The following is a 22,499-nucleotide window of genomic DNA, read 5'->3' as shown; positions in this document are numbered from 1 at the left end:
GGAGGAAGGTCGAAATTCCGATTACGGCCGTCAGTCCTCGTGGTGGTCGGGGTATGCGGTGACGGCGAGAAAGCGGATGGGCAACCGCACGAGATCGTTGGGCCCGTGCAGACCTTCACCGTCGAGGAGCAGCGAATCCCCCGGCCGCAGCGTGTACTCGGCCTCGCCGTGCCCGTAGACCATGACGCCCTCGAGCATGTAGAGCAATTCGGTGCCGGCGTGCTGGAACAGCGGAAACGTCTCACTGGAGTCGGTGAGCGTGACCAGCACCGGCTCGAGTCGCTTGTGCTGGCCGCGCAGTGCGCCGAGAAGTTCGTAGTGGTGTCCCACCCGGGTGCCTCGCCCGACGATGACCGCACCGCGGCCCGCCTCGACGTACACGGCGTCGCGGGCGGTGTCGGCGCCCCGGAACAGAGAGGTCACGGGCACGTCGAGCCCGGCTGCCAGACGCGCCAGCGTCGACAAACTGCACGAGGTCTGCGAGTTCTCGATCTTGGACAGCATGGCCTTCGAGATTCCGACTTTGGCCGCCATGTCCCCCACTGAGAGTCCACTGGCTTTGCGGAGCGACCGGACCTGCCTGGCGATCACCTTCTCGAGATCGGGCCCGGTCGGCGTATCGGACGGCACCTCACGCTCGACGGGCGCTGGGTCTCCCGTGTCGCGGTGGACCTCGGTCTCGGGTCGAGTGGTCACGTCCGCATCGTAGCAGCGCCGTTTACTGTCAGGAAACCGCGACTCACTACGCCGGACGGCGAATCGGTGCGCATACGAGCAATAACTATGCGCATGCGTGCAAGACGACGCCGCGCCTCCGCCCGCATGCTTGTGACAGCCATCACAACACCACCGGGAGAGTTGACGCCATGACCGCAGTACACGAGAACGTCAGTGCCACAGGACTTCCTGATGGAACCGCGACCGAGTTGTTCATCGGCGGGCAGTGGCGCGCGGCGTCGGACGGCGGGACGTTCACGGATCTGAACCCGGCCACCGCTCGCCCCCTCGCCCAGATCGCGTCCGGCACCGCCCAGGACATCGACGACGCGGTCCGGGCCGCCCGCACGCAGCTGAACGGTGAATGGGGTTCACTGCCCGGCGCCGCCCGCGGACGGATCCTGAACAAGGTGGCCGATCTCATCGAACGCGACGGCGAGATCCTGGCCCGGCTCGAGGCCCTCGACGTCGGCAAGCCCGTCGGCCAGCCCACCATGCTCGACATCCCGATGGCCGCCGGCACGTTCCGGCACTTCGCCGGCTGGGCCGACAAGATCACCGGCCAGTCCATCCCGACTGCCGGCTACTTCGGCCAGCCCACCCACTCGTACACCGTCCGCGAACCGGTCGGTGTGATCGGCGCGATCGTTCCGTGGAACACCCCGCTGATGATCTCGGCATGGAAGATCGCCCCGGCCCTCGCCGCCGGGAACACGCTGGTGGTCAAGCCGCCGGAGGACGCACCGCTGTCGATCCTTCACCTCGCGACGCTGCTGGAGGAGGCCGGACTGCCCGCAGGCACCGTCAACATCGTGCCCGGGCTCGGCGAGGTCGCGGGCGACGCACTCGCCGGCCACCCCGGCGTCGACAAGATCAGCTTCACCGGCAGCCCCCGCGTCGGCCGGATCATCGCCAAGCGCGCCGCCGACACGTTCAAGCGCACCACCCTCGAACTCGGCGGCAAGTCCCCGCAGATCATCCTCCCCGACGCCGACCTCGAGGCCGCCATCAACGGCACCGCGATGGGACTGTTCTTCAATCAGGGCGAGGTCTGCGCCGCGGGCACCCGCATCCTGGTGCACCGCTCGCTGTACTCGCAGGTGGTCGACGGTCTCGCCGCCGCCGCGTCCGCGCAGGTCCTCGGCGACCCGTTCGATTCGGCGACCACGATGGGCGCCCTGGTGAACGCGAAGCAGCGTGACACCGTCCTCGGCTACATCGAGGCCGGACGCAGCGAGGGCGCCCGGGTCGCCGCCGGCGGTGGCCGCCCGGACGGGGACGGGTTCTTCGTCCAGCCGACCATCTTCGCCGACGCGAACAACGACATGAAGATCGCGCGGGAGGAGATCTTCGGACCCGTCGGCACCGTCATCGCGTTCGACACCACCGATGAGGCGATCGCGATCTCCAACGCCACCGATTACGGGCTCGCCGCCTCGATCTGGACGCGCGACGTGTCCCACGCCCACACCCTCGCCGGCAAGGTCCGCGCCGGAGCGGTCGCGGTCAACGGCTGGGCACCCATCGACCCCGCCCTGCCCTGGGGCGGCATGAAGACCAGCGGCACCGGCCGCGAACTCGGCTGGGCCGGAATCGAAGCCAACACCGAGGAGAAGGTCGTCACGATCATCCTCTGATCGCCCCTCGCATCGACGTCGTCGGACAGGAGCAGGACTTATGAAAACCCAGGCCGCAGTGTTGTGGGAGCCCGGTCAGCCGTGGCAGATCGAAGAACTGGAACTCGACCCGCCGAAGCACGGAGAAGTGCTTCTGCAGTTGGCGGCGTCGGGGATGTGCCACTCGGACGAGCATGTCCGGGACGGCAGCCTGCCGCTCGAGTACTACCCGTTCATCGGTGGCCACGAGGGCGCCGGAGTCGTGCTCGAGGTCGGGCCCGGTGTCACCAGCGTCGAGAAGGGCGATCACGTCGCTCTCGGATTCATCCCCGCGTGCGGCCGATGCCGGCAGTGCGCGACCGGCCAGTCCAGCATCTGCGACCTGGGAGCCCACCTGCTCGAGGGCTGGCAGATCTCGGACGGCACGGCCCGGCATCACGTTCGCGGCAAGGACGCCGCCATCCAGTGCCTGATCGGGACGTTCTCGCCGTACACGGTGGTCAACGAGGCGTCGTGCGTCAAGATCACGAAGGACATTCCCCTCGACAAGGCGGCGCTGGTCGGCTGCGGCGTCACCACCGGCTGGGGGTCGTCGGTGTACGCGGCCGGCGTCCAGGCCGGTGAGACCGTCGTCGTGATCGGCATGGGCGGCGTCGGGTGCGGGGCGGTTCAGGGCGCCGCGCTCGCCGGGGCGCGGCACGTAGTGGTGGTCGACCCGTCGGAATTCAAGCGGGAGCAGGCCAAGATCTTCGGTGCGACCCACACCGCGGCGAGCATCGACGAGGCGCTCCCCCTCCTCCAGGATCTGACGTGGGGCCAGCTCGCCGACAAGGTGCTCATCACCATCGCGAATGCGAGTGGCCGCATCATCGCCCCGGCGATGAGCCTGGTGGCCAAGGGCGGCACCTGCGTCCACGTGTCGGTCGGCGACGTCACGCAGAACGACGTCGATCTGAACCTGTTCGATCTGACGGCGATGCGCAAGACCCTCAAGGGGGCGTGGTTCGGCAACGCGAACATCCGGTTCGACATCCCTCATCTGCTGCGGCTGTACATGGAGGGTCAGCTGAAGCTCGACGAGATGATCACGAGGACATACACACTCGATCAGATCAACGACGGCTACGAGGCGATGCGGAAGGCCGAGAACGTCCGCGGCGTCATCATGTACTCGTAGATCTGCACAGTCGGGAGCGGTGGGGCGCTGCACGCCTCTCCGCTCCCGGCATGGTTCCCTGTCCCATGCCGTACGTGTTCCTGATTGCCGCGATCGCCGCCGGTCTCGTCGTCTCGGGAGTGGTCGTTCTCAATCTCGGCGGAGCTCATTGATACCGTGGTCGCATGATCGCTCGTGGGGCAGGTACGCGTCGTGCCTAAGGTCGTGGATCACGACGAGCGTCGGCGCAGCATCACCGCCGCCGCCTGGCGGTTGATCGCCGCCCGCGGTATCGATGCTGCCAACATGCGCGACATCGCCACCGAGGCCGGGTACACCAACGGCGCCCTGAGTCATTACTTCGCCGGCAAGGACGAGATCCTCCGTACCTCGTACGAGCACATCTCCGAGGCCACCGACCGCCGGATCACCGAGGCGCTCGGCGACGCGACCGGACTCGACGCACTGCGCATCCTCTGCCGCGAAGTGATGCCGATCAACGAAGAGCAACTCCTCGAAGCCCGGATAGCCGCCTCGCTGTGGCCGCGGGCCATGTACGACGAGCAGATGGCCGCGACCAACCGCCGCACCATGGACCACTGGCGTGAGCAGATGGCGATCTTCCTCGAGCAGGCGCGCGAGGAGGGCTCCGTCGGCGACATCGACGTCAGCATCGTGGTCGAGCAACTGCTCAACATGATGATGGGCATGCAGATTCTGGGTGTCCTCACGCCGGGCGAAACGTCGTCGGAGCGTCAGCTGGAGATGCTCGAGCAGTTCGTCGCCGCACTCTGAGCCTTCCGTCGCTCAGCCAAAACCGTTGCTGCGGAATCCGATAGAGAACCATTTTTGACCGAACGGTCAGTTTGTTCGGGCGCGAAACTCACTGTTTACACGCGGGCACCTCGGCTGTAACGTACGTCACTAAGCTTTTTATTCAACACCCGTAGAACCAAAGGATCGCGACATGCCCACCCTTTCCCCTGCGCGTATCGACCACCCGCTGTCGCTGCCGACCGTCGAAGAAATCGCCTCCCTCCGCGAGATCCTCGAGACCGCCGACGCGCTGACCGAGCAGACGAGATTCGTCTACGTCGGCCTCGAGGAACCGGACAAGTCGACGCTGTACACGGCGGAGGCCCCCGAGACCGATCGCCGATTCCGCGTTCTGCTGCACGACATCTCGTCACCCAACGCGGTGGACGTCGTCGTGTCCGTGACCCAGCGGTCGGTGATCAGCTCGGTGACCCTCGACGCCGCCCGTGACGGTCAGATGCCCGTCCTGGACGAGGAGTTCGAACTCGTCGAACAGGTGCTGGCCGCCGACGAACGCTGGCTCGCCGCGCTCGCCGCCCGCGGACTCGACGTCGCCGACGTCCGAGTCGCTCCCCTCTCGGCCGGTGTCTTCGACTACCCCGGCGAGACGGGCACGCGGATCCTCCGGGGGCTCGCGTTCCGCCAGGACCACCCGAAGGACCACGCCTGGGCGCACCCGATCGACGGGCTCGTCGGATTCGTCGACGTCATGAACCGGACCGTCACCGACGTTCTCGACCTCGGCGCCGTCCCGATCCCCGAGGAGTCGGGCAACTTCGACGACCTCGCCGTCACCGGCCCCCTGCGCACCACCCAGAAGCCCATCGAGATCACCCAGCCCGAGGGACCCAGCTTCGTCGTCGACGGCAACCGCGTCGACTGGGAGAAGTGGTCGTTCCGCGTCGGCTTCGACGCCCGCGAGGGTCTCGTCCTCCACCAGCTCGGGTTCGCCGATGGCGACCGGGTGCGCCCCATCATCCACCGCGCGTCCATCGCCGAGATGGTGGTGCCCTACGGCGACCCCTCGCCGGTCCGGTCGTGGCAGAACTACTTCGACACCGGCGAGTACATGGTGGGCCGCTACGCGAACGCCCTCGAACTCGGCTGCGACTGCGTCGGCGACATCACCTACTTCGACGCCGTCATCGCCGACGAGTTCGGCACCCCCAAGACGCTGAAGAACGCCGTGTGCATGCACGAGGAGGACTTCGGCGTGCTGTGGAAGCACACCGACCTGTGGGCCGGCTCCGCCGAGACCCGCCGCCAGCGCCGTCTCGTCATCTCCTTCTTCACCACCATCGGCAACTACGACTACGGATTCTTCTGGTACCTGTACCTCGACGGCACCATCGAATTCGAGGTCAAGGCCACCGGCATCGTCTTCACGTCGGGTCACCCGGGCGGCGACTACCCGTACGCCTCGGAGATCGCCCCCGGCCTCGGCGCCCCTTACCACCAGCACCTGTTCAGCGCCCGCCTCGACATGATGATCGACGGCGACCGCAACTCCGTCGAGGAGGTGCAGACCAAGCGGGTGAAGATGGGCCCCGGGAACCTGCACGGAAACGCGTTCACCCTCGAGCGCACGCCGCTGACGAAGGAATCCGAGGCGCAGCGCCTCGCGGACAACAGCGTCGGACGCGTGTGGCACATCAGCAACCCGAACAAGCTGAATCGTCTGGGCAAGCCGGTGGCGTACGCACTCCACCCGGAGGGTCAGCCGATCCTGCTGGCCGACGACGACTCCTCGATCGCGGCGCGGGCGACGTTCGCCACCAAGCACCTGTGGGTCACCCAGTTCGATGAGAAGGAGCGTTACGCGGCAGGGGATTTCGTGAACCAGCACGCGGGTGGCGCCGGACTGCCCAGCTTCGTCGCCGGTGATCGCGATCTGGAGAACGAAGACGTCGTCGTCTGGCACACGTTCGGCCTCACGCACTTCCCGCGACCGGAGGACTGGCCGATCATGCCCGTCGACTACACCGGATTCACGTTGAAGCCCAGCGGCTTCTTCGACCGCAACCCCGCTCTCGACGTTCCCCGCACGACGTCGAAGCACTGCGCGACCGGAGGCGGCAGCTGCCACTCGGACGGGGGAACAGATGTCTGACACCACCACGGGTTCGGGTGCCGGCAAGTTACGCGGATCCATCGGCGTCGTCGGGATCGTCTTCCTCGTCATCGCTGCCGCCGCGCCGCTGACCGCGATCGGCGGCGCTCTGCCCGTCATGATCGCGATCGGCAACGGTGCGGGCGCCCCGACCGCCTATCTCATTGCCGCACTGGTCCTGCTCGTCTTCAGCGTCGGATACGCGGCCATGAGCAGCCACATGGTCGACACCGGCGCCTTCTACGCCTACGTCGCCAAGGGGCTGGGTGAGTCCTGCGGGCTCGGCGCAGCCGGCCTCGCTCTGCTGACCTATACCGCCATTCAGGCCGCCGTGTACGGCCTGGCCGCCGCGACGATTCAGGGCCTCGTGGTCCAGTACGGCGGACCCGACCTGCCGTGGTGGATGTGGGCGCTGGTACTCATCGCACTCGTGGCCGTGCTCGGATACCGCAGCATCGACCTCGGCGCCAAGGTCCTCGGGGTGCTCCTCGTGCTCGAGATCGGCATCATCCTGGCGCTGTCGTTCGGCGTGCTGGTGCGGGGCGGGGCCGCGGGTATCGACTTCGCGTCGTTCACCCCGACGTCGTTCTTCAGCGGATCCCCCGGTGTCGCATTGATGTTCGCTATCGCGTCGTTCATCGGATTCGAGGCGACCGCGATCTACGGCGAGGAGGCCCGCAACCCCCGACGCACGATTCCGATCGCGACGTACGCCGCCGTGATCGTCATCGGGCTTGTATATGCGCTGGCGAGCTGGGCCGTGGTGCTCGCGTTCGGCAGCGACAACGTCTCCGCCGCGGCCGCCGCCGACCCTGCCGGTCTGACGTTCGCCGCCGCCGCGCACTTCCTGGGCGGACCCGCGGCCGACGTCATGGCGATCATGCTCGTCACCAGCCTGTTCGCCGCACTCCTCGCCTTCCACAACGCCATCTCCCGGTACGTGTTCGCCCTCGCCCGCAAGGGGGCGGCGCCGCGCGCACTGTCCCGCACCCACACCAAGCACGGTTCCCCGCACATCGGCTCGGTCGCCCAGACGATCTCCGCGACGGTGGTCGTGGGGGTGTTCGCCCTCGTCGGCGCGGACCCGGTGCTGGAACTGTTCACCTGGATGGCGGGTCTGGCCACCGTGAGCATCCTGGTGCTGATGGTGCTCACCAGCGTCGCGATCATCGCGTTCTTCGCCCGCACCCGGCTGGATACCCGGCTCTGGCACACCCGCATCGCTCCGGTGCTCGGATGCGTGGGCCTGGTGGCCGTCACCGGGTTGGTGCTCGACAACTTCACCACGCTGATCGGCGGATCGGAACTGCTCGCGGACATCCTGCTGGCCGTGATCGCGCTGTTCTTCGTCGCCGGACTGGTCGTCGCCCGGGTCACCCGGCAGAGCCGGGCGGATGTCGGGCAGCGTCGCGAACTCACCCCCACGATCTGAGCCCGGCGATGTTCGAGATCCCTGCCGTGCACGCGGCGATGCTCGTCGGAGCCGTCGGGGCGATGGTGCCGATGTGGCGGGCACACGGCACGGACTGCCGGGTGCGGATCGCGCACGGCGCGATGGCGGTGTCGATGGTCGCGATGATGATCCCCGACCTGCCGGCGGGGATTCACCTGCTGGAGGGTGCCGTCCTCATCGCCCTCGCCGTGTTCGTCACCGGTGAGACCATGCACCGCCGGACCGCCGTGCCCTGCGCGGTGGACCTCACCGCCATGGGGGTGCTGCTACTCCTGGCCCCGACGTCCGCCCCCGCCCCGGCCGCGTCGGCGTCGGCGGGCCACCACCACGGTGGCGCTGGAATCTCGACTGGCTGGCTGCCACTCCTCGTGCTCGTGTGCTGGGCACTGTTGACACTGCATCTCTTTCGCTCCACCCCGCGCCGCGAGCGCCGCTCCGGCGTCAGGGCCGCGGCGGCGGGATCCGCACTGATGATCCTGGGCATGGCCCCCATGGCCGTCTGACAGCTCTCCCACGACTGCAACCTGGAGGAACCGATGAGTTACGCCGATGCCGTTTACATCCACGGCAAGGTTTTCACCGTCGACGCGAACTTCACGATCGCCACCGCCCTCGCGGTGCGTGACGGACTCGTCCACGCGGTGGGCAGCGATGCGGAGATCGAAACCCTGATCGGACCGGACACCGTGGTCACGGACCTCGGTGGAAAGACGATCCTCCCGGGAATCAACGACTCGCACCTGCATGCCATCGCCTACGGGCTCGACACTCCGCCGCTGTCGCTGGACGTGTCGTTCCCGGCCGTCCGGTCGATCGCGGACGTCCGCGAACTCGKGCGGGAGGCCGCCGCGGCGGCCGAGGACGGCGAGTGGATCATCGGAACCGGCTGGGACGACGGGTATCTCGACGAGTGCCTCGCCGAGGCCGGACGGACGCCGACCCGCTGGGACCTCGACGACGTGTCCCCGAACAATCCCGTGTTCCTGCAGGACTTCTCGCGGCACACGTCGTGGGTGAACAGCGCGGCGCTCACGCTCGCCGGGGTGGACGAAACCACACCGCTCCCGCCGGGCAGCCTCATGCCGGTCGGCGAGGACGGCCTGCTGACCGGCATCGTCATGGAGGGTGCGCAGGCCCTCGTACAGCGTGTTCTTCCCGCCCTCACCCGGGAGCGCCGAGAGGAGGCACTCCGCTCGGCGATCTCGATCCTGCAGAGCGAGGGCATCACCAGCTTCACCGATCCCGCGATCGGCCCCGGCGGCGAGGCCCTCGCCGGTGGCGCGATGGGCGCCGAGGGCCTCGCGGTGTATGCCGACCTCGCCCGCCGCGGAGAACTGGGCGCCCGCGTCAACCTTCTCCTCCTGCCCACCGGAATGTCCGGATCGGCGGAGGATTTCGGACAGAACCTCGCGAACATCGACGTTCCGGAATCGGTGGACTCGAGGATGTTCCGGGTTCTCGGGGTGAAGGTGTTCGCCGACGGCATCCCGCCGAGCAAGACCGCGTGGATGCACGAGGAGTACGTCGGCGGCGGCTGCGGCTCCCTGTGCGTCGGCGGCGACACCGACGAACGTCAGGTGTACGAGGTGACCGAGATGGTCCGCATCGGACACGAGGCCGGCTACCAGATCGGTGTGCACGTCACCGGTGACCGTGCCATCGACACCGTCGCCGACGCGATCATCGCCGCGCAGAATGCGCACCCCCGCGAGGATGCCCGGCACTACCTGATCCACGGCGACTTCATCAGCGAAGCCACCCTGCAACGCTTGGCCGAGAACGGCATCGGCGTCAACATGAATCCGACGATCAAGTGGACGATCGCCGACCTGGAGGTCGGGGTGGTCGGGACCGAACGAGCCGCCTACGAATGGCCGTATCGCAGTGCCGTCGAATCCGGGGTGCACCTGATGAGCAGTTCCGATGCACCGGTCACACCGCCCGATTGGCGTCAGGGCATCTCCACGATGATCCTGCGCGAGAGCAAGGCCAGCGGCGCGGTGAGCGGGCCCGACCAGTGTATCGGCCTCGCCGACGCCGTCCGCACCTACACGATCAACGCCGCCTGGCAGGACTTCGCCGAGGACTGGAAGGGATCACTCGAGGTCGGCAAGGTGGCCGACCTGTGCATCCTCGACGGCGACCTCGAGACCATCGACCCGCACGACATCCCGGCAATGCAGGTCGTCTCCACCGTGCTGGGTGGGAAGGTCGTGTTCCAGCGCGTCGCCGAAAGCGTCGCGTAGCCCGGTACCGATACGTCAGAATTGCCGGTTCGCCGCTCGGTCGGCGAACCGGCAGTTCGGCGTCTATCCGATCCGCCGGTTCACTGAGCCCACGCCGCCTCGGCGATCCAGTACTCGCTCCCGTCGGCGCTGATTCCGCGTTGCCAGTCGGTGGTCCGTCGCAGGTTCGGTTCGACGCGCGCGGTGGCCGCGTCGGCGCCGTCCGGTCCGTCCTCCCGGGTCTGCCAGTGGACCCAGTTCACTTCGTTGCCGTCCTCGTCGTGCACGAAGAGGTCGACGTGGTGCCACCCGTAGCGATGGGTGTCGGCGTAACAGGTCAGGAATGTCCGGTAATGATGCGTATAGTCCACGAGGTACCTCCGGGCCGCGGTGGTGTTTGCCACCACGCTAGAACCGGATCGTGCCCAACGGAATCCAAGAAACCTTTACCCGCGTGGGGGTCGCCCGCTCAGTGGTTCGGATCGGCGGGCAACGTGAACGTGAAGACGGCCCCGTGCGGATCGTTCTCGCGCGCACTGAGTGTCCCGCCCTGGCGGGAGATGATGCGGTGGCTCAGCGCGAGCCCGATTCCGTGACCCGTGGACTTCGAGGTGAACGCGCCGTCGAAGATTCGGCCGTCCGGGATGTGCGAGAGACCCTTTCCGTGGTCCTCGACGCTCACGACGCCCTCCGTCTCGGTGATGTCGGTGCGTACCGTCACGATGCGGTCGGCTGCCGGCCATTCCGCCATCTCGTCGATGGCGTTGAAACACAGGTTCAGGATGACCTGCCCGGTGAGCACCCGTTCGCACACGACGGCAACCGTGTCGTTCGCCCGGAGGTACTCGACGTGAACTCCCTTCTGCCGCGCCCGGATGTCGATGAAATACGCGCATTCGTCGACGATGTCGTTGAGATCGACGATCTGCTGCGACTCCTCGAGTTGTGTCACGTATTCACGCAGACTCCGGACGATCTGATTGGCCCGGTCGATCTGCTTGCGCGCCTCCCCCAGACCCCAGCTCACCTCGTCGTGACCGCTCCGGCCGTCGTCGAGGCGGCTCTGCGTTCCGGCGATGAAATTGGTGGCGGCCGCGAGCGGCTGGGCCAACTCGTGGGCGATGGCCATCGCCATGTCGCCCATCGCGTTGTAGCGGGCCAGGTAGTTGAGGTACTGCGAGTCCCGTTCGTGCTCCTGCTCGGTGCGGACGTGTTCGGTGACATCGTGGAAGAGCAGGAGGTGGCCGCTCAGATCGTTCTCGATACCGATGTGCTGGCAGCTCCCCGCATGCCACCGGCGCTCCTCGGGTGTCAGTTCCACCTCGTAGCGCAGGCTCTGGGAACCCCCGTCGGCGGTCGTCAGTTGCAGGGCGCGTCGCACGCTCTCCCGTGACTGACCCGCCCGGCAGAACTCCGTGAAGCGTTCGCCGACAAGCGATGCCACCGGAACCTTCAGGAGCTCCGACGCCGCCTCGCTCGCATACGTGATCCGACTGTCGTCGTCCAGGACGAGGATTCCTTCGGCCATGTTCCGCAGGAACGCGGCCAGCCGGGCCTCGGTACGGGTGAGGTCGGCCTCGGTGCGGGTGAGGTCGCGGCGCATCGACGTTTCCTGCTCGATGTCGCGGAACTGCACCATCACCACGGTCCGGGCACTCAACTCGACCCGGATCGCGATGGCCTCCGTCAGGACTTCTCGCCCGCTCTTCGCGCGATACGTCCATTCGATGACCGCCGCCCCGTTGTCGACAGCCTCCTGCAGCCACCGCCGTCCCACCGACCTGCGGTACCGCTTCGCCGGGGAACTCATATCGGGCGCCTTGAGCGGTTTGAGTTCTTCGACCGTGAACTCGAGCAGTTCGGACGCCGCCCGGTTCGCCCAAAGGATGTCCTTGGTGGCCGCATCGTGGACCAGGACGCAGTAGCGAAGGGACTCGACGAGTCGTTCGTAGTCGGACGGCGCGAGATCGGACAATGCGGCCTCCTTCGGCTCATCTCGAGTCTACTGAGCGGACGGACCGCGGACGCGATAGGGAAATCCTTTACTCCGAGGCGACATCTCTGCACGTCCTCGGGAGGAAGCACCGATTGAGTGATGCCCGCCACCGCAATAGCGTGAATTCGACACGAAAAACGCCACACCCCTTCTACTTCGCGTCGATCGGAGTATTTGATGACCAACGCACCGACCCTCGACACGACGGACGCCGCCGCGAACGGGACGCTGTCGTTCGAGGACGTCCTCGAGCACGTCGCATTGCGGCGGGAAGAGTTCGCTCGCCAGAAGTTCGTGCCTCGCGACATGATCGACGAGTTCAAGCAGATCGGCATCTACCGCGCGGCGACACCCCGCCAATTCGGCGGCGACGCGCTGCCCCCGAGCGAGTTTCTGCGGATGATCGAACGCATCTCCGCGGTGGACGCGTCGGCGGGCTGGGTCGCCAGCTTCGGCTCCGCCCTCGTCTACCTGGCGGCACTGCCGCTCGCGACACAGGCGGAGTTGTACAAGGACAGCCCCGACCTCGTCTTCGCCGGCGGACTGTTCCCGGTGCAACCCGCCGAACAGGTGCCGGGTGGTCTGAAGATCACCGGGCAGTGGAAGTTCGCCAGCGGATGCAAGGGTGCCGACATTCTCGGCGTCGGAATCCGCGGCGGCGACTCCACAGCCGGGAAGCCTCGCACCGCACTGCTGTGGCCGACGGACGTCGAGATCGTCGAGAACTGGGACGTGGTCGGCCTGTCGGGTACCGGAAGCCACGAACTGAAGGTCGACGGCGTCGTCGTACCCGAGGACTGGACATTCATCCGGGGCGGAACCCCCACCGTCGACGAACCCCTCTACCGCTACCCCTCCATCGCCTACGCCGCCCAGGTCCTGGCCGTCGTCAATCTCGGAGTGGGCCGCGCCGCGCTCGACTACGCGATCAAAGTCGGTGCGGGACGCACAGGAATCACCGGAGCGCCCAAGCTCGCCGATCGCGCCTACTACCGCATCGACCTGGCCAAGGCGGAGGCGACGCTGAGGTCCGCCCGTGCCTTCTTCTACGAGGTCACCGACGAGGCGTACGCCACGGTGGTCGCCGGCGACCCCGTCCCGGACAAGCTTGCGGCGCTTCTTCGCCTGTCGTCGACGCACGTGGCCAAGGCGGGCGCTTCCGCAGTGCACACCGCATTCCAGTTGTCGGGCACCGGCGCAATCTACGACGGCAACGCGATGCAGCGGTACATGCGCGAGGCCCTGGTCCCGCCGCAGCACGCCTTCCTCGGCGACGGCATCTACGACAGCGCCGGTGCGGTGCTCATGGACATCCCGCCGTTCCCCGGCTTCATCTGACCACCCCGTTTCAATCGAGGAGACCATTCGTGAGTGACACCAAGACCACACCGCTGCGAGTCCTGTTCTGCATCGGCATCAACCAGAACTTCTTCGACCTCCCGACCGGCCAGGGCGGGCTGGTGTGGAAGGCGTTCTCCGGGATGATGGACGCGGTGGCCGAGACACCGGGCGTCCGGGTGATCGGCGACATCGACGACGACAGCCACCTGGTCGGACCGTCGGACGGCTGGCCGTGGACCTGCTACATCCTCGCCGACGTCGACACCCAGGAGACCGTCAAGGCCGTCTGCAACCTCTTCCGCACCACCCCGGTCGGCGAGTACACGCTGTGGCGATACGCGAAGATCGAAGCCCGCATCGGCCGTGCGCTCACCGTCCGCGACGACGTCGACCTCGGCGTGTGAGCGCAATGCACTCTGTGACCGCGTCCGAGGGCATCGAGAGCCGTGCGGCCGTGCACCGCGTGATGTGCCGTTACATGGAACTGTGCGATGTTCCCTCCGTGGCGTTTTCGGTCGAGGAACTCGCCTCGCTGTTCACGCCCGATGCGGTGTGGGAAGGCATCGGCGCCGAGTACGCGCACAAGTTCGGCACGCATCGGGGCCGACCGGAGATCGTCGGAATGCTCACCGCGTACCTTCCACCGAACTCCCATTTCCGGGGAAATGTGCACCTGCTCGGCAATGAGCAGATCGAGGTGGACGGCTCCGAGGCGCAGGGGCGGTGGATCATGCAGCAGCTGTCGCGATACGAGGACGGATCGGCCGAACTGCTCGTCGCACGCATCACCGCCGAGTGTGAAGTTCGGGGCGGTATCGCTCGAATCAAGCACTTCACGACCGAGAAGCTGTTCGTCACTCGCCTCGACGAGGCGACACGACTGCCCGAATCGAATGGAAAGAGAACGTGATGACCACTTCGCTGGATCCCACCACCACAGACACCAACTTCGCGGACCGCGCCACGGACGACCGCGTGGACGGATCGCTGTACACCGACCCCGACATGTTCGAGGCGGAACTCGAGAGAATCTTCTACCGCACCTGGGTATGGGTTGCCCACGAGAGCGAGATCCCCGAGGCCGGAAGCTACAAGATGGCGACCATCGGCCGGCAACCGGTGATCGTCAACCGCGACCGCAAAGGGAACTTCAACGTCCTGCTGAACCGGTGCCGCCACCGCGGGGCCAGCGTCTGTGAGGTCCCCAAGGGCAAGGCGAACGGGTTCACCTGCCCCTATCACAGCTGGTCGTACGCCCTCGACGGGCGACTGCGCGGAATCCCGTACCCCGACGGTTACGACGAGGACCTCGACAAGAAGGACCTCCCCCTCCAGAGTCTGCGGGTGGAGTCGTACGCCGGCATGATCTTCGCCAGCTTCAACCCCGACGTCGAACCCCTCGACGATTTCCTCGGCGACGCGAAGGTGTGGATGGACCTGTTCATGAAGCAGGGCGCCGGATACCCAGTCAAGACGCAGGGCGAACATTGCTTCCGCTTCCGCGGAAACTGGAAGATCCAGTTGGAGAACACCACCGACGGATACCACTTCCCGATCGTGCACCGGTCCTGGATGTCCTCCGTCGACGCCGAGACCGCCGACATGCTCTCCTTCATGACCGACGACAACGCCGTCACCCACGCTCTCGGAAACGGCCACAGCGTCGCGATCATGGTCCCGGAGCACGTCGACCTGGACCACGACGACGGCACCGAGAAGATTCAGGCGCGTTTCGACCACATCGTCGAAGAGCTGTCGAAGACGATGCCCGCCGACAAGGTCCGTCGCATCGTCCGCTCCATGCACGGCGCCGGGTTCAACCTCAACATCTTCCCCAACGTCGCGATGTCGATGTCGTTCTTCCGGGTGCTGCGCCCGATCTCCGTCGACGAGACCGAGATCCGGCACATCGCCCTCGGCATGGACGGCGGACCGGAGATCGTCAACCGCGAACGCCTCCGCATCCACGAACATTTCCAGGGCCCGTTCGGGTTCGGCAGCCCCGACGATTCCGAGGCCTGGGACCGGGTACAACGCGGATCCCGCGGCGCACCCGGAATGCCGATCATGGTGAACCGCGGTCTCAATCGTGAAGCGCTCGACAGCGACGGACACCGCACCTCGCACGTCACCGACGAAACCGGAATGCGCGAGGCCTACGCAATGTGGAAGAGGATGATGACCGATGAGCACTGATCTGATGACCGCCCAACTCGCCGACACCCGGGTACTGCAGGCGATCGAACTCATCTGGCACGAAGCGGCACTCCTCGACGCCAAGGACTACCAGGCGTGGGACGCCCTCTGGACCGACGCAGGCCGGTACGTCATTCCCATCGACCCGGACACCGACGACTTCGACGGATCGCTGAACATGGTCAACGACGACACTCGCATGCGGCGCATGCGTATCGAACGTCTGACCTCCGGCTACTCGATGTCCGCGCTCGCCGCCGCCCGGACGGTCCGCACCGTCTCGCGGTTCACGGTCGAGGAACGGACCGAGGACTCGATCACGGTGAGGTCCGCGCAGATCCTGGTGGGCTTCAAGCGCGACGACCAGCAGACCCTCGCCGCCGACGTCACGCACCGCATTCGCTACACCGAGAGCGGGCCGCGGTTGGACCTCAAGGTCATCCGGCTCGTCAACTCCCAGGCAGCGGTCAACGCCTCCGGCTACCTTCTCTGACCAGCCTTTCCGAACCTTATCGATCGAACAGGAGCTCGACGTGGATTCTGTCGCAGTAGTCACCGGCGGCGGACGCGGCCTCGGTGCCGCGATCGCACAGCAATTGCACGACCGCGGATACCGCGTCGCGGTCGCGGATATCGACAGCGGTGCCGCGAAAGAGACCGCGGCGGAGCTGGATCCGGACGGCGAGACGGCCATCGGAGTGGAGTTGGACGTCCGGAAGCGGAAGAGTTTCGAAGCCGTCCGTGACCGGGTGATCCAGGAATGGGGCGGCATCGACGTCCTCGTCAACAACGCCGGCCGGTCGCAGACGGGCTCGCTGATGGACATCGCGCCGGAGGAATTCTCCGACATCGTCGAGATCAACCTCAACGGCGCCTTTCTCGGCTGCCAGGTGTTCGGAAGCTACTTCGCCGCGAAGCGATACGGCAGAATCGTCAACATCGCGTCGCTGGCGGGGCAGAACGGTGGCACGGCGACCGGCGCGCACTACGCCGCGGCCAAGGGCGGCGTCGGCACACTGACCAAGGTCTTCGCACGCGAACTCGCCCCGTCGGGGGTCACGGTGAACGCCGTCTCCCCCGGGCCTCTGGACCTGCCGGTCGTGCGCGAGACGGTGCCCGCGGACAAGCTGGCCGCCATCCTCACCACGATTCCGGTGGGCACCCTGGGCTCGCCCGATTTCATTGCCGAGACCGTTGCCCTGCTCGCATCGCCGACGGCCGCGTCGGTCACGGGTGCCTGCTGGGACGTCAACGGCGGCCTGTACATGCGCTGACCCCCGCCCGCGGGCGACGGGTCGCAGCACCGGAGGAATAATCACCATGAGCATGTTCACTGTCACTGTCGCGGACATTGTCGAGGAAACGCCGGATATCAAGTCGTTCCGGCTTGTTCGGACGGACGGGTCACCGTTCGACCCGTACCCGGCGGGCGCCCACATCGACATCCTCGGTCCCACCGAGGTCCTCACCCAGTACTCACTGTGCAGCCCGCCGCACGAGTCCGAATCGTACGTTGTCGCCGTCAAACGCGAGACCGGCCCGCGCGGTGGCTCGGCCGCGCTACACGATCGTGTGAGGGTCGGCAGCGAGTTGCAGATCAGCCGGCCCCGCACTTTGCTTGCGCTCGCCGAGGGTGCGGATCGGCACATCCTCGTCGCGGCGGGGATCGGGTTGACCCCGATGCTGAGTCTGGCGTTCGCGTTGCATCGGCGGGGACAGCAGTTCGACCTGCACTACTTCGCGCGGACGAGGGCGCAGGCCGCGTTCGCCGACCTGCTGGAGAGTGCCGATTTCCGCCGTGACGTGCACCTGCACTTCGGCCTGGCGAGGGACGATCAGTTGTCGGCCCTCGAGAAGATCCTGGCGGACGCGTCGGCCGCCACCCACGTCTACACCTGCGGCCCCGAAGGTTTCATGGATCGGGTGCGCGGACTGGCGGAACCGGCGGTCGGTGAGGACGCGGTCCATTTCGAACACTTCGAGGCGGCGACACCTACAGCGACCGGTTCGGACACGGCGTTCGAGGTGGAACTCGACACGGGCGAGGTGTTCGAGGTGCCTGCCGGGAAATCCATCGCCGACGTACTCGAAGAGAACGACATCGAGATCGACACGTCCTGCAGGGAAGGTATCTGCGGCACGTGCGTCCTGGACGTATTGGAGGGCGAACCCGACCACCGCGACAATTGCCTGACCAAGAGTGAGAGAAAGGCGGGAGACAGAATTGCCGCGTGTGTGTCGCGCGCGAAATCCGGGCGGCTCGTCGTCGAACTTCCCTGAAACTGCCGAATAATTTCAGGTCACGGCAATTCCGGCCTGCAGAATATCGCGGACGAGAACGGCGATGCTTTCTGCTCCGGTCTTTTCCTTGATACGGGTGCGATGCACGTCGACCGTCTTCACGCTGATACCCAGCTCCTTGGCGATGTTCTTGCTGGGCAATCCGTCGAGGACGAGTGCGAGAATTTCCTTTTCGCGCACCGTCAGCGTGTCTATCCGGCCCTGCAGTTCCGTTCTGTTGCGTCGCTCGCCGAATCGTTGACGCGCGACCCGGAGCGCATCCTGAATCACGTCGAGCATGTGCTGCGGATCGTAGGGCTTCTCGATGAACGTCAGCGCACCCCGCTGCAGTGCCCGCACCGACATCTTGATGTCACCGTGTGCCGACACGAAGATGATCGGGATCGGGGATTCGTCGGCGAGGAGTGCCTCCTGGAGCTGGAATCCCCCGACTTCCGGCATCCGGACATCCAGCACGAGGCAGGCCGGGATGTCGCGGCGGTACTCGTCCAGGAACGACTGCACCGAGAAGTAGTACTCCGACGTGATGTTGACCGAATCGAGTAGCCACGCAAGCGATGCGCACAACTCCTGATCGTCGTCGACGATGTATACCCGTGTTTCCTGCTGATCCATCGAATCCTGCCTCGCACAGATGGCTTGCTTCCTCGTCCAGTCAACACCGACCGTAACGGAAGCGGTAGGCAACTGAAGGAATCCCCTACTCGGATACGCGACTTACTGCGAGAAAGTAGCGTCGCCGCCAATGTTCCAGCACACGACGCGCGTCATATCCTTCTTGCAGGAACGCCGGCGCAACGTGGTGACACGACTTCCTGTTCCAACTCATGGAGACGAAATGCCCGAACTCACAACAATGCAATCGAGCTTCCGCACCGCCATGGCGAATCTGCCGGCCGCGGTCAACATCGTGACGACCGACGGCCCTGCCGGGCGCTGCGGAATGACGGTGACCGCCGTCTGCTCGGTCACCGACTCCCCGCCCACCGCACTCGTGTGCGTGAATCAGAACAGTGCCATGCACAACGTGTTCCAGAACAACGGCAGAGTCGGTATCAACGTGCTCTCCGGCGACGACGAAGAACTGGCCATGCATTTCGCGGGCGCAACACAAGTCGCGATGGCGGACCGGTTCGAGTGGGACATCTGGGAAGAAGACACCGACGACGGTGTTCCGATCCTGCGCGCCGCCCACGTGGTGCTCGCCGGCCGGATCGCGGACAGCAAGACCGTGGGATCACATTCGGTGATGTTCATCGAACTGGACCGCGTGCAGACGCGCGAACACGGCGATAGCCTCGTCTACTTCCAACGCAAATTCCACCGTTTGTCGGTTCCGGTCGAGTCCCCCGACTGGCTGTTCTACGACGAATGGTCCGATCCGATCACCGTGACGCCCACCCTCGTTCCCGCCGCAGCCGGAGGTAAATAGCCATGGTCACCTCGTCACCGCCCGAACAAGTCCCACAGAATTCCGACCTGCAGGTGCTCGCAGACACGCGCGCCGCCTTGACCTTTCGTCTCAGCGCCCTGGTCCTCGCACTATTCCTGCCCCTGCCGATCCTCGGTGGGTTCACCTCGCTGCTGGACGGCGTCGTCTTCAGCGGTGTCACCGTGGCGTGGCTCTACGCGGTCGCGCAATTCGTCGTCGCCATCGTCGTGGCCCGGTACTACATGGCGCGGGCAGCCGAACTCGACTCCCGAACCGTCTCGCGGGCGAAAGGATAACAGCCATGAACCTCGTCTCCGCATCGCTCTTCGCGGCCCTCGTCGCCGTCACCTTGATGATCACCGCGTGGGCTTCCAAGAGGAACAAGTCGGCCGCCGATCACTACGTTGCTGGCGGCAGCCTCACCGGCAGACAGAACGGTGTCGCCATCGCCGGCGACTTCATTTCTGCCGCCTCGTTTCTCGGAGTCACCGGTGCGATCGCCCTGACCGGTTTCAACGGGTTCTACCTCGCGGTCTTCGTGCCCGTGGCGTTCGTCCTCGCGATGCTGCTGATCGCGGAACCCCTGCGCAACCTCGGTCGCTTCACGCTGGCGGATGTCCTCGCCACCCGGTTCCCCGGCAAGGACGTGCGGTCGATGATGGCGATCAGCACGGTGGTGATCAGCGTGGTCTATCTCGTGTCGCAGTTGGTCGGTGCCGCGCTTCTAGTGTCGTTGCTGTTCGACCTCGACTACGTCGTGGCCGTGTTGATCATCGGAACACTCACCACCGCGTACACGTTGGTGGGTGGAATGCTCGCCACCAGCTGGATCCAGATCATCAAGACCGGTCTTCTCATGGTCTGCGCCGTGGTGCTGTTCGTTCTCGTGCTGGTGCGGTTCGATTTCAACCCCTTCGGCCCGTTCAGCACCGCGCTCGCCGAGTTCGGGCAATCGTTCGTCGCGCCGCAGCGTACGTCCGGTGCCGCCTCGTTCGACCAGTTGTCGCAGACCGTCGGGCTCGTCCTCGGCGTGCTCGGCCTGCCGCACGTGATGATCCGATTCCTCACCGTTCCGGACGCGAAGCAGGCGAGAACGTCCGCCTACACGGCGATTTGGATCTTCTTCGCCTTCTACCTGCTGGTTCCCGTGCTCGGTTACGGCGCCGCCAAGCTGGTCGGTGTCGAGGTGATCAAGTCCGAGAATCGGGGCGGTAACCTCGCGGTCGCGCAGCTCGCCGAGACAGTCGGCGGCGGAGTCCTGCTGGCGTTCGTCGCGGCCGTGGCGTTCGTGACCATTCTGGCCGCACTGTCCGGCCTGGTGATCGCCACCTCCGGTGCGATCGCACACGACCTGTACGGGCAGGTGATCAGGAACGGATCGGTGTCGGCGAAGGCTCAGCACCGCGCAGCCCGTGTCGCGACGGTGGCCACCTGCGTCATCGGTGTCGCCATCGCATTCGCGGCGCAGAAGCAGAACGTCGCGTTCCTCGCGTCACTGGGCATGTCCATCGCAGCATGTGCGAACCTGCCGGCACTGCTTCTGACCATGTATTGGAAGCGCATGACGGCGCGTGCCGTCATCTCCGGCATCGTGGTCGGGCTCGTCCTGTCGGTCACCGTCATCCTGCTCAGCCCGGTCGTGCAGGGACCGGACTCCATTCTCGGATTCTCGAACCCGGCACTCGCCGTGGCACCCCTCTCGCTGGCGGTGTCCATCATCGTCGCGCTGGTGTCGGCGCCGTCCGGGGAGACGAAAGTGCGAGCAGATCGCCTCTTCTCGGTGATGCGCACCCGAGCGCTCACCGGGCAGACCGAGACGACGAACGACGACACGATGGTGGCGACGCAATGAAGACGGAACTACAGTCACCGAGCCCACTCCGGGACCTGGCGGAGCAGCTGGCGACGGGCGCGACGACGCCCATCGACGTGGCGGAGGCGGCACTCGCACGGATCGCGGACCTCGAGCCGGAAATCCATGCCTGGGCCCACCTCGACGCCGACGCGGTGCGGTCCGCGGCCGCCCGGATCCAGGACGGCGGCCCGGACGGCGCGCTCTGGGGCGTGCCCGTCGGCGTCAAGGATCTCATCGACGTCGCCGGGATGCCGACGCGCTGCGGCAGTGAACTGCGGAGTACGGACCCGGTGACGACGGACGCCGACTGTGTGGCGCGGTCGCGCGCACTCGGCGCGCTCCCGTTCGGCAAAACCGTCACCACCGAGTTCGGGTATTTCACGCCCGGCCCGACCCGCAATCCCCGCGCCCTGGGTCACACGCCCGGCGGGTCGTCGAGCGGCTCGGCGGCAGCGGTGGCCGCAGGCATGGTGCCGCTGGCGTTCGGCACGCAGACCGCGGGGTCGCTGACGAGGCCGGCGTCGTTCTGCGGAGTCGCAGGTTTCGTCACCGCCCACGGCGAACTTCCGACCGCGGGCATCACCGGATTGAGTCCCAGTCTCGACACGGTCGGGCTGCTGGCGCGAACTGTGCCCGATCTCCACTTCGCCTGGACAGCGCTGCGCGACGGCACGCGGGCACCCGTCCTCGTGCCTTCCGCGCCGGGCCGGCTTCGCCTGTGGAGTGGGTTCGAGCTCGGCGAGGTGTCCCGAGAGATGACGGCGGCGCTCAGGACGACCGCCGATTCCGCCGGGTCGGCGGGGATCGGGTGCCGCGAGTTGGACGCCGCGGCGACGATCGTGGCGCTGACGGAACACCACCACACGGTGATGGCGTACGAGGCGGCCAGAGAACGCGCCGCCGAGGCCGCGCAGACCGACAGAATCAGCGCGGCCCTCGCCGAACTGTTCGCCGCGGGGGCAGCGACCACCGAGGCGGACTACCGCGCCGCCCTCGCCGGAATCAGCGAGACCCGACAGCTGCTGCTCGCGGCGTTGGACGAGGACGAAGCCATCCTCGGGCCCGCGGCGCTCGGCGCCGCTCCACCCGGGCACGACGCGACGGGCACGCCCCTGCTCAGTCGGCCGTGGCAGGCCATGGGTCTGCCGGTGGTCACGATCCCCGGGAAGCGCGACAGCGCAGGGCTTCCCCTCGGATTGCAGCTGATCGGACGTCCCGGCGCGGAGCAACGCCTGTTCGAAACGGCCGCATGGCTGGAATCCGTGCTCTGACAACGACAGAAGAT

At 66.5% G+C, this 22,499-nt stretch carries 22 protein-coding genes; 18 read left to right on the top strand and 4 right to left on the bottom strand.

Translation table 11 applies throughout. The features are described 5' to 3' along the window. Nucleotides 1–30: 30 nt before the first annotated feature. Nucleotides 31–696: a helix-turn-helix domain-containing protein gene (locus AC1D1G_RS08570; protein ID WP_280781195.1), complete on the bottom strand. Its 666-nt coding sequence runs from the start codon at nucleotides 694–696 to the stop codon at nucleotides 31–33. 170 nt (nucleotides 697–866) lie between these two features. Here AC1D1G_RS08570 and styD point away from each other — a divergent pair, with 170 nt between their 5' ends. The 7 genes from styD to AC1D1G_RS08535 all read left to right on the top strand — a co-directional run bounded on the left by styD (nucleotide 867) and on the right by AC1D1G_RS08535 (nucleotide 10,114). Beyond that, a complete protein-coding gene (gene styD / locus AC1D1G_RS08565) occupies nucleotides 867–2,354 on the top strand; it encodes a phenylacetaldehyde dehydrogenase StyD (RefSeq protein ID WP_477951724.1) in 1,488 nt (495 codons plus the stop codon). A 40-nt stretch (nucleotides 2,355–2,394) separates the two neighbouring features. Beyond that, nucleotides 2,395–3,510: an NDMA-dependent alcohol dehydrogenase gene (locus AC1D1G_RS08560; protein WP_317569143.1), complete on the top strand. Its 1,116-nt coding sequence runs from the start codon at nucleotides 2,395–2,397 to the stop codon at nucleotides 3,508–3,510. A gap of 204 nt (nucleotides 3,511–3,714) precedes the next feature. Continuing rightward, nucleotides 3,715–4,284 carry a TetR/AcrR family transcriptional regulator gene (locus AC1D1G_RS08555; RefSeq protein WP_317569169.1) on the top strand — a complete coding sequence of 190 codons (570 nt, stop codon included), beginning with the start codon at nucleotides 3,715–3,717 and terminating at the stop codon, nucleotides 4,282–4,284. Between the two features lie 172 nt (nucleotides 4,285–4,456). Beyond that, complete coding sequence (locus AC1D1G_RS08550) at nucleotides 4,457–6,415, top strand: primary-amine oxidase (protein WP_317569144.1); 1,959 nt, start codon at nucleotides 4,457–4,459, stop codon at nucleotides 6,413–6,415. After that, the gene (locus tag AC1D1G_RS08545) at nucleotides 6,408–7,847 is read left to right on the top strand and encodes an APC family permease (protein ID WP_283351352.1); all 1,440 of its coding nucleotides are present in this window, start codon (nucleotides 6,408–6,410) and stop codon (nucleotides 7,845–7,847) included. The genes AC1D1G_RS08550 and AC1D1G_RS08545 overlap by 8 nt, the downstream gene beginning before the upstream one ends. An 8-nt stretch (nucleotides 7,848–7,855) precedes the next feature. Beyond that, nucleotides 7,856–8,371, top strand: coding sequence for a DUF5134 domain-containing protein (locus tag AC1D1G_RS08540; RefSeq protein ID WP_477951723.1), 516 nt, complete (start codon nucleotides 7,856–7,858; stop codon nucleotides 8,369–8,371). Nucleotides 8,372–8,404: 33 nt separating this feature from the next. After that, a complete protein-coding gene (locus AC1D1G_RS08535; protein ID WP_477951722.1) occupies nucleotides 8,405–10,114 on the top strand; it encodes an amidohydrolase in 1,710 nt (569 codons plus the stop codon). A gap of 80 nt (nucleotides 10,115–10,194) precedes the next feature. Here AC1D1G_RS08535 and AC1D1G_RS08530 read toward each other — a convergent pair whose 3' ends face one another. Further along, nucleotides 10,195–10,464, bottom strand: a complete 270-nt coding sequence (locus tag AC1D1G_RS08530; RefSeq protein WP_477951721.1) for a hypothetical protein — start codon at nucleotides 10,462–10,464, stop codon at nucleotides 10,195–10,197. 98 nt (nucleotides 10,465–10,562) lie between these two features. Further along, on the bottom strand, nucleotides 10,563–12,068 hold the full coding sequence (locus AC1D1G_RS08525; protein ID WP_477951720.1) for an ATP-binding protein: 1,506 nt from the start codon (nucleotides 12,066–12,068) through the stop codon (nucleotides 10,563–10,565). A gap of 198 nt (nucleotides 12,069–12,266) precedes the next feature. On the opposite strand from AC1D1G_RS08525, the gene AC1D1G_RS08520 reads away from it, so the two are divergent. The 7 genes from AC1D1G_RS08520 to AC1D1G_RS08490 are packed head-to-tail and all read left to right on the top strand — an operon-like array spanning nucleotide 12,267 to nucleotide 17,906. Further along, on the top strand, nucleotides 12,267–13,427 hold the full coding sequence (locus tag AC1D1G_RS08520) for an acyl-CoA dehydrogenase family protein (RefSeq protein ID WP_283351349.1): 1,161 nt from the start codon (nucleotides 12,267–12,269) through the stop codon (nucleotides 13,425–13,427). A gap of 29 nt (nucleotides 13,428–13,456) precedes the next feature. Then, on the top strand, nucleotides 13,457–13,834 hold the full coding sequence (locus tag AC1D1G_RS08515; RefSeq protein WP_283351348.1) for a hypothetical protein: 378 nt from the start codon (nucleotides 13,457–13,459) through the stop codon (nucleotides 13,832–13,834). 5 nt (nucleotides 13,835–13,839) lie between these two features. After that, on the top strand, nucleotides 13,840–14,340 hold the full coding sequence (locus AC1D1G_RS08510) for a nuclear transport factor 2 family protein (RefSeq protein ID WP_477951719.1): 501 nt from the start codon (nucleotides 13,840–13,842) through the stop codon (nucleotides 14,338–14,340). Then, complete coding sequence (locus AC1D1G_RS08505) at nucleotides 14,340–15,626, top strand: aromatic ring-hydroxylating oxygenase subunit alpha (protein WP_477951718.1); 1,287 nt, start codon at nucleotides 14,340–14,342, stop codon at nucleotides 15,624–15,626. Before AC1D1G_RS08510 ends, AC1D1G_RS08505 begins: the two co-directional genes overlap by 1 nt. Further along, nucleotides 15,616–16,119 carry an aromatic-ring-hydroxylating dioxygenase subunit beta gene (locus AC1D1G_RS08500; RefSeq protein WP_477951717.1) on the top strand — a complete coding sequence of 168 codons (504 nt, stop codon included), beginning with the start codon at nucleotides 15,616–15,618 and terminating at the stop codon, nucleotides 16,117–16,119. Before AC1D1G_RS08505 ends, AC1D1G_RS08500 begins: the two co-directional genes overlap by 11 nt. Nucleotides 16,120–16,159: 40 nt before the next feature. After that, nucleotides 16,160–16,900 carry an SDR family NAD(P)-dependent oxidoreductase gene (locus AC1D1G_RS08495; RefSeq protein WP_164063970.1) on the top strand — a complete coding sequence of 247 codons (741 nt, stop codon included), beginning with the start codon at nucleotides 16,160–16,162 and terminating at the stop codon, nucleotides 16,898–16,900. A 46-nt stretch (nucleotides 16,901–16,946) separates the two neighbouring features. After that, nucleotides 16,947–17,906, top strand: a complete 960-nt coding sequence (locus AC1D1G_RS08490) for a PDR/VanB family oxidoreductase (protein ID WP_477951716.1) — start codon at nucleotides 16,947–16,949, stop codon at nucleotides 17,904–17,906. A gap of 15 nt (nucleotides 17,907–17,921) precedes the next feature. Here AC1D1G_RS08490 and AC1D1G_RS08485 read toward each other — a convergent pair whose 3' ends face one another. Next, on the bottom strand, nucleotides 17,922–18,542 hold the full coding sequence (locus tag AC1D1G_RS08485) for a response regulator transcription factor (protein WP_007301658.1): 621 nt from the start codon (nucleotides 18,540–18,542) through the stop codon (nucleotides 17,922–17,924). A 223-nt stretch (nucleotides 18,543–18,765) separates the two neighbouring features. Between AC1D1G_RS08485 and hpaC the strand changes: the two genes are divergently transcribed. Genes hpaC through AC1D1G_RS08465 form a run of 4 tightly spaced genes read left to right on the top strand, consistent with a single transcriptional unit; the run spans nucleotide 18,766 to nucleotide 22,485 of the window. Beyond that, nucleotides 18,766–19,359, top strand: a complete 594-nt coding sequence (hpaC, locus tag AC1D1G_RS08480; RefSeq protein ID WP_164063966.1) for a 4-hydroxyphenylacetate 3-monooxygenase, reductase component — start codon at nucleotides 18,766–18,768, stop codon at nucleotides 19,357–19,359. A 2-nt stretch (nucleotides 19,360–19,361) separates the two neighbouring features. Then, the gene (locus tag AC1D1G_RS08475; RefSeq protein WP_283332145.1) at nucleotides 19,362–19,655 is read left to right on the top strand and encodes a DUF485 domain-containing protein; all 294 of its coding nucleotides are present in this window, start codon (nucleotides 19,362–19,364) and stop codon (nucleotides 19,653–19,655) included. A gap of 5 nt (nucleotides 19,656–19,660) precedes the next feature. Beyond that, a complete protein-coding gene (locus AC1D1G_RS08470) occupies nucleotides 19,661–21,211 on the top strand; it encodes a solute symporter family protein (RefSeq protein ID WP_317569149.1) in 1,551 nt (516 codons plus the stop codon). Next, complete coding sequence (locus AC1D1G_RS08465; RefSeq protein ID WP_477951715.1) at nucleotides 21,208–22,485, top strand: amidase; 1,278 nt, start codon at nucleotides 21,208–21,210, stop codon at nucleotides 22,483–22,485. The genes AC1D1G_RS08470 and AC1D1G_RS08465 overlap by 4 nt, the downstream gene beginning before the upstream one ends. Nucleotides 22,486–22,499 lie beyond the last annotated feature (14 nt).

The sequence above is a fragment of the Rhodococcus sp. P3_B8 genome (assembly GCF_056402775.1).
This window is presented reverse-complemented; position numbering and strand designations above follow the sequence as displayed.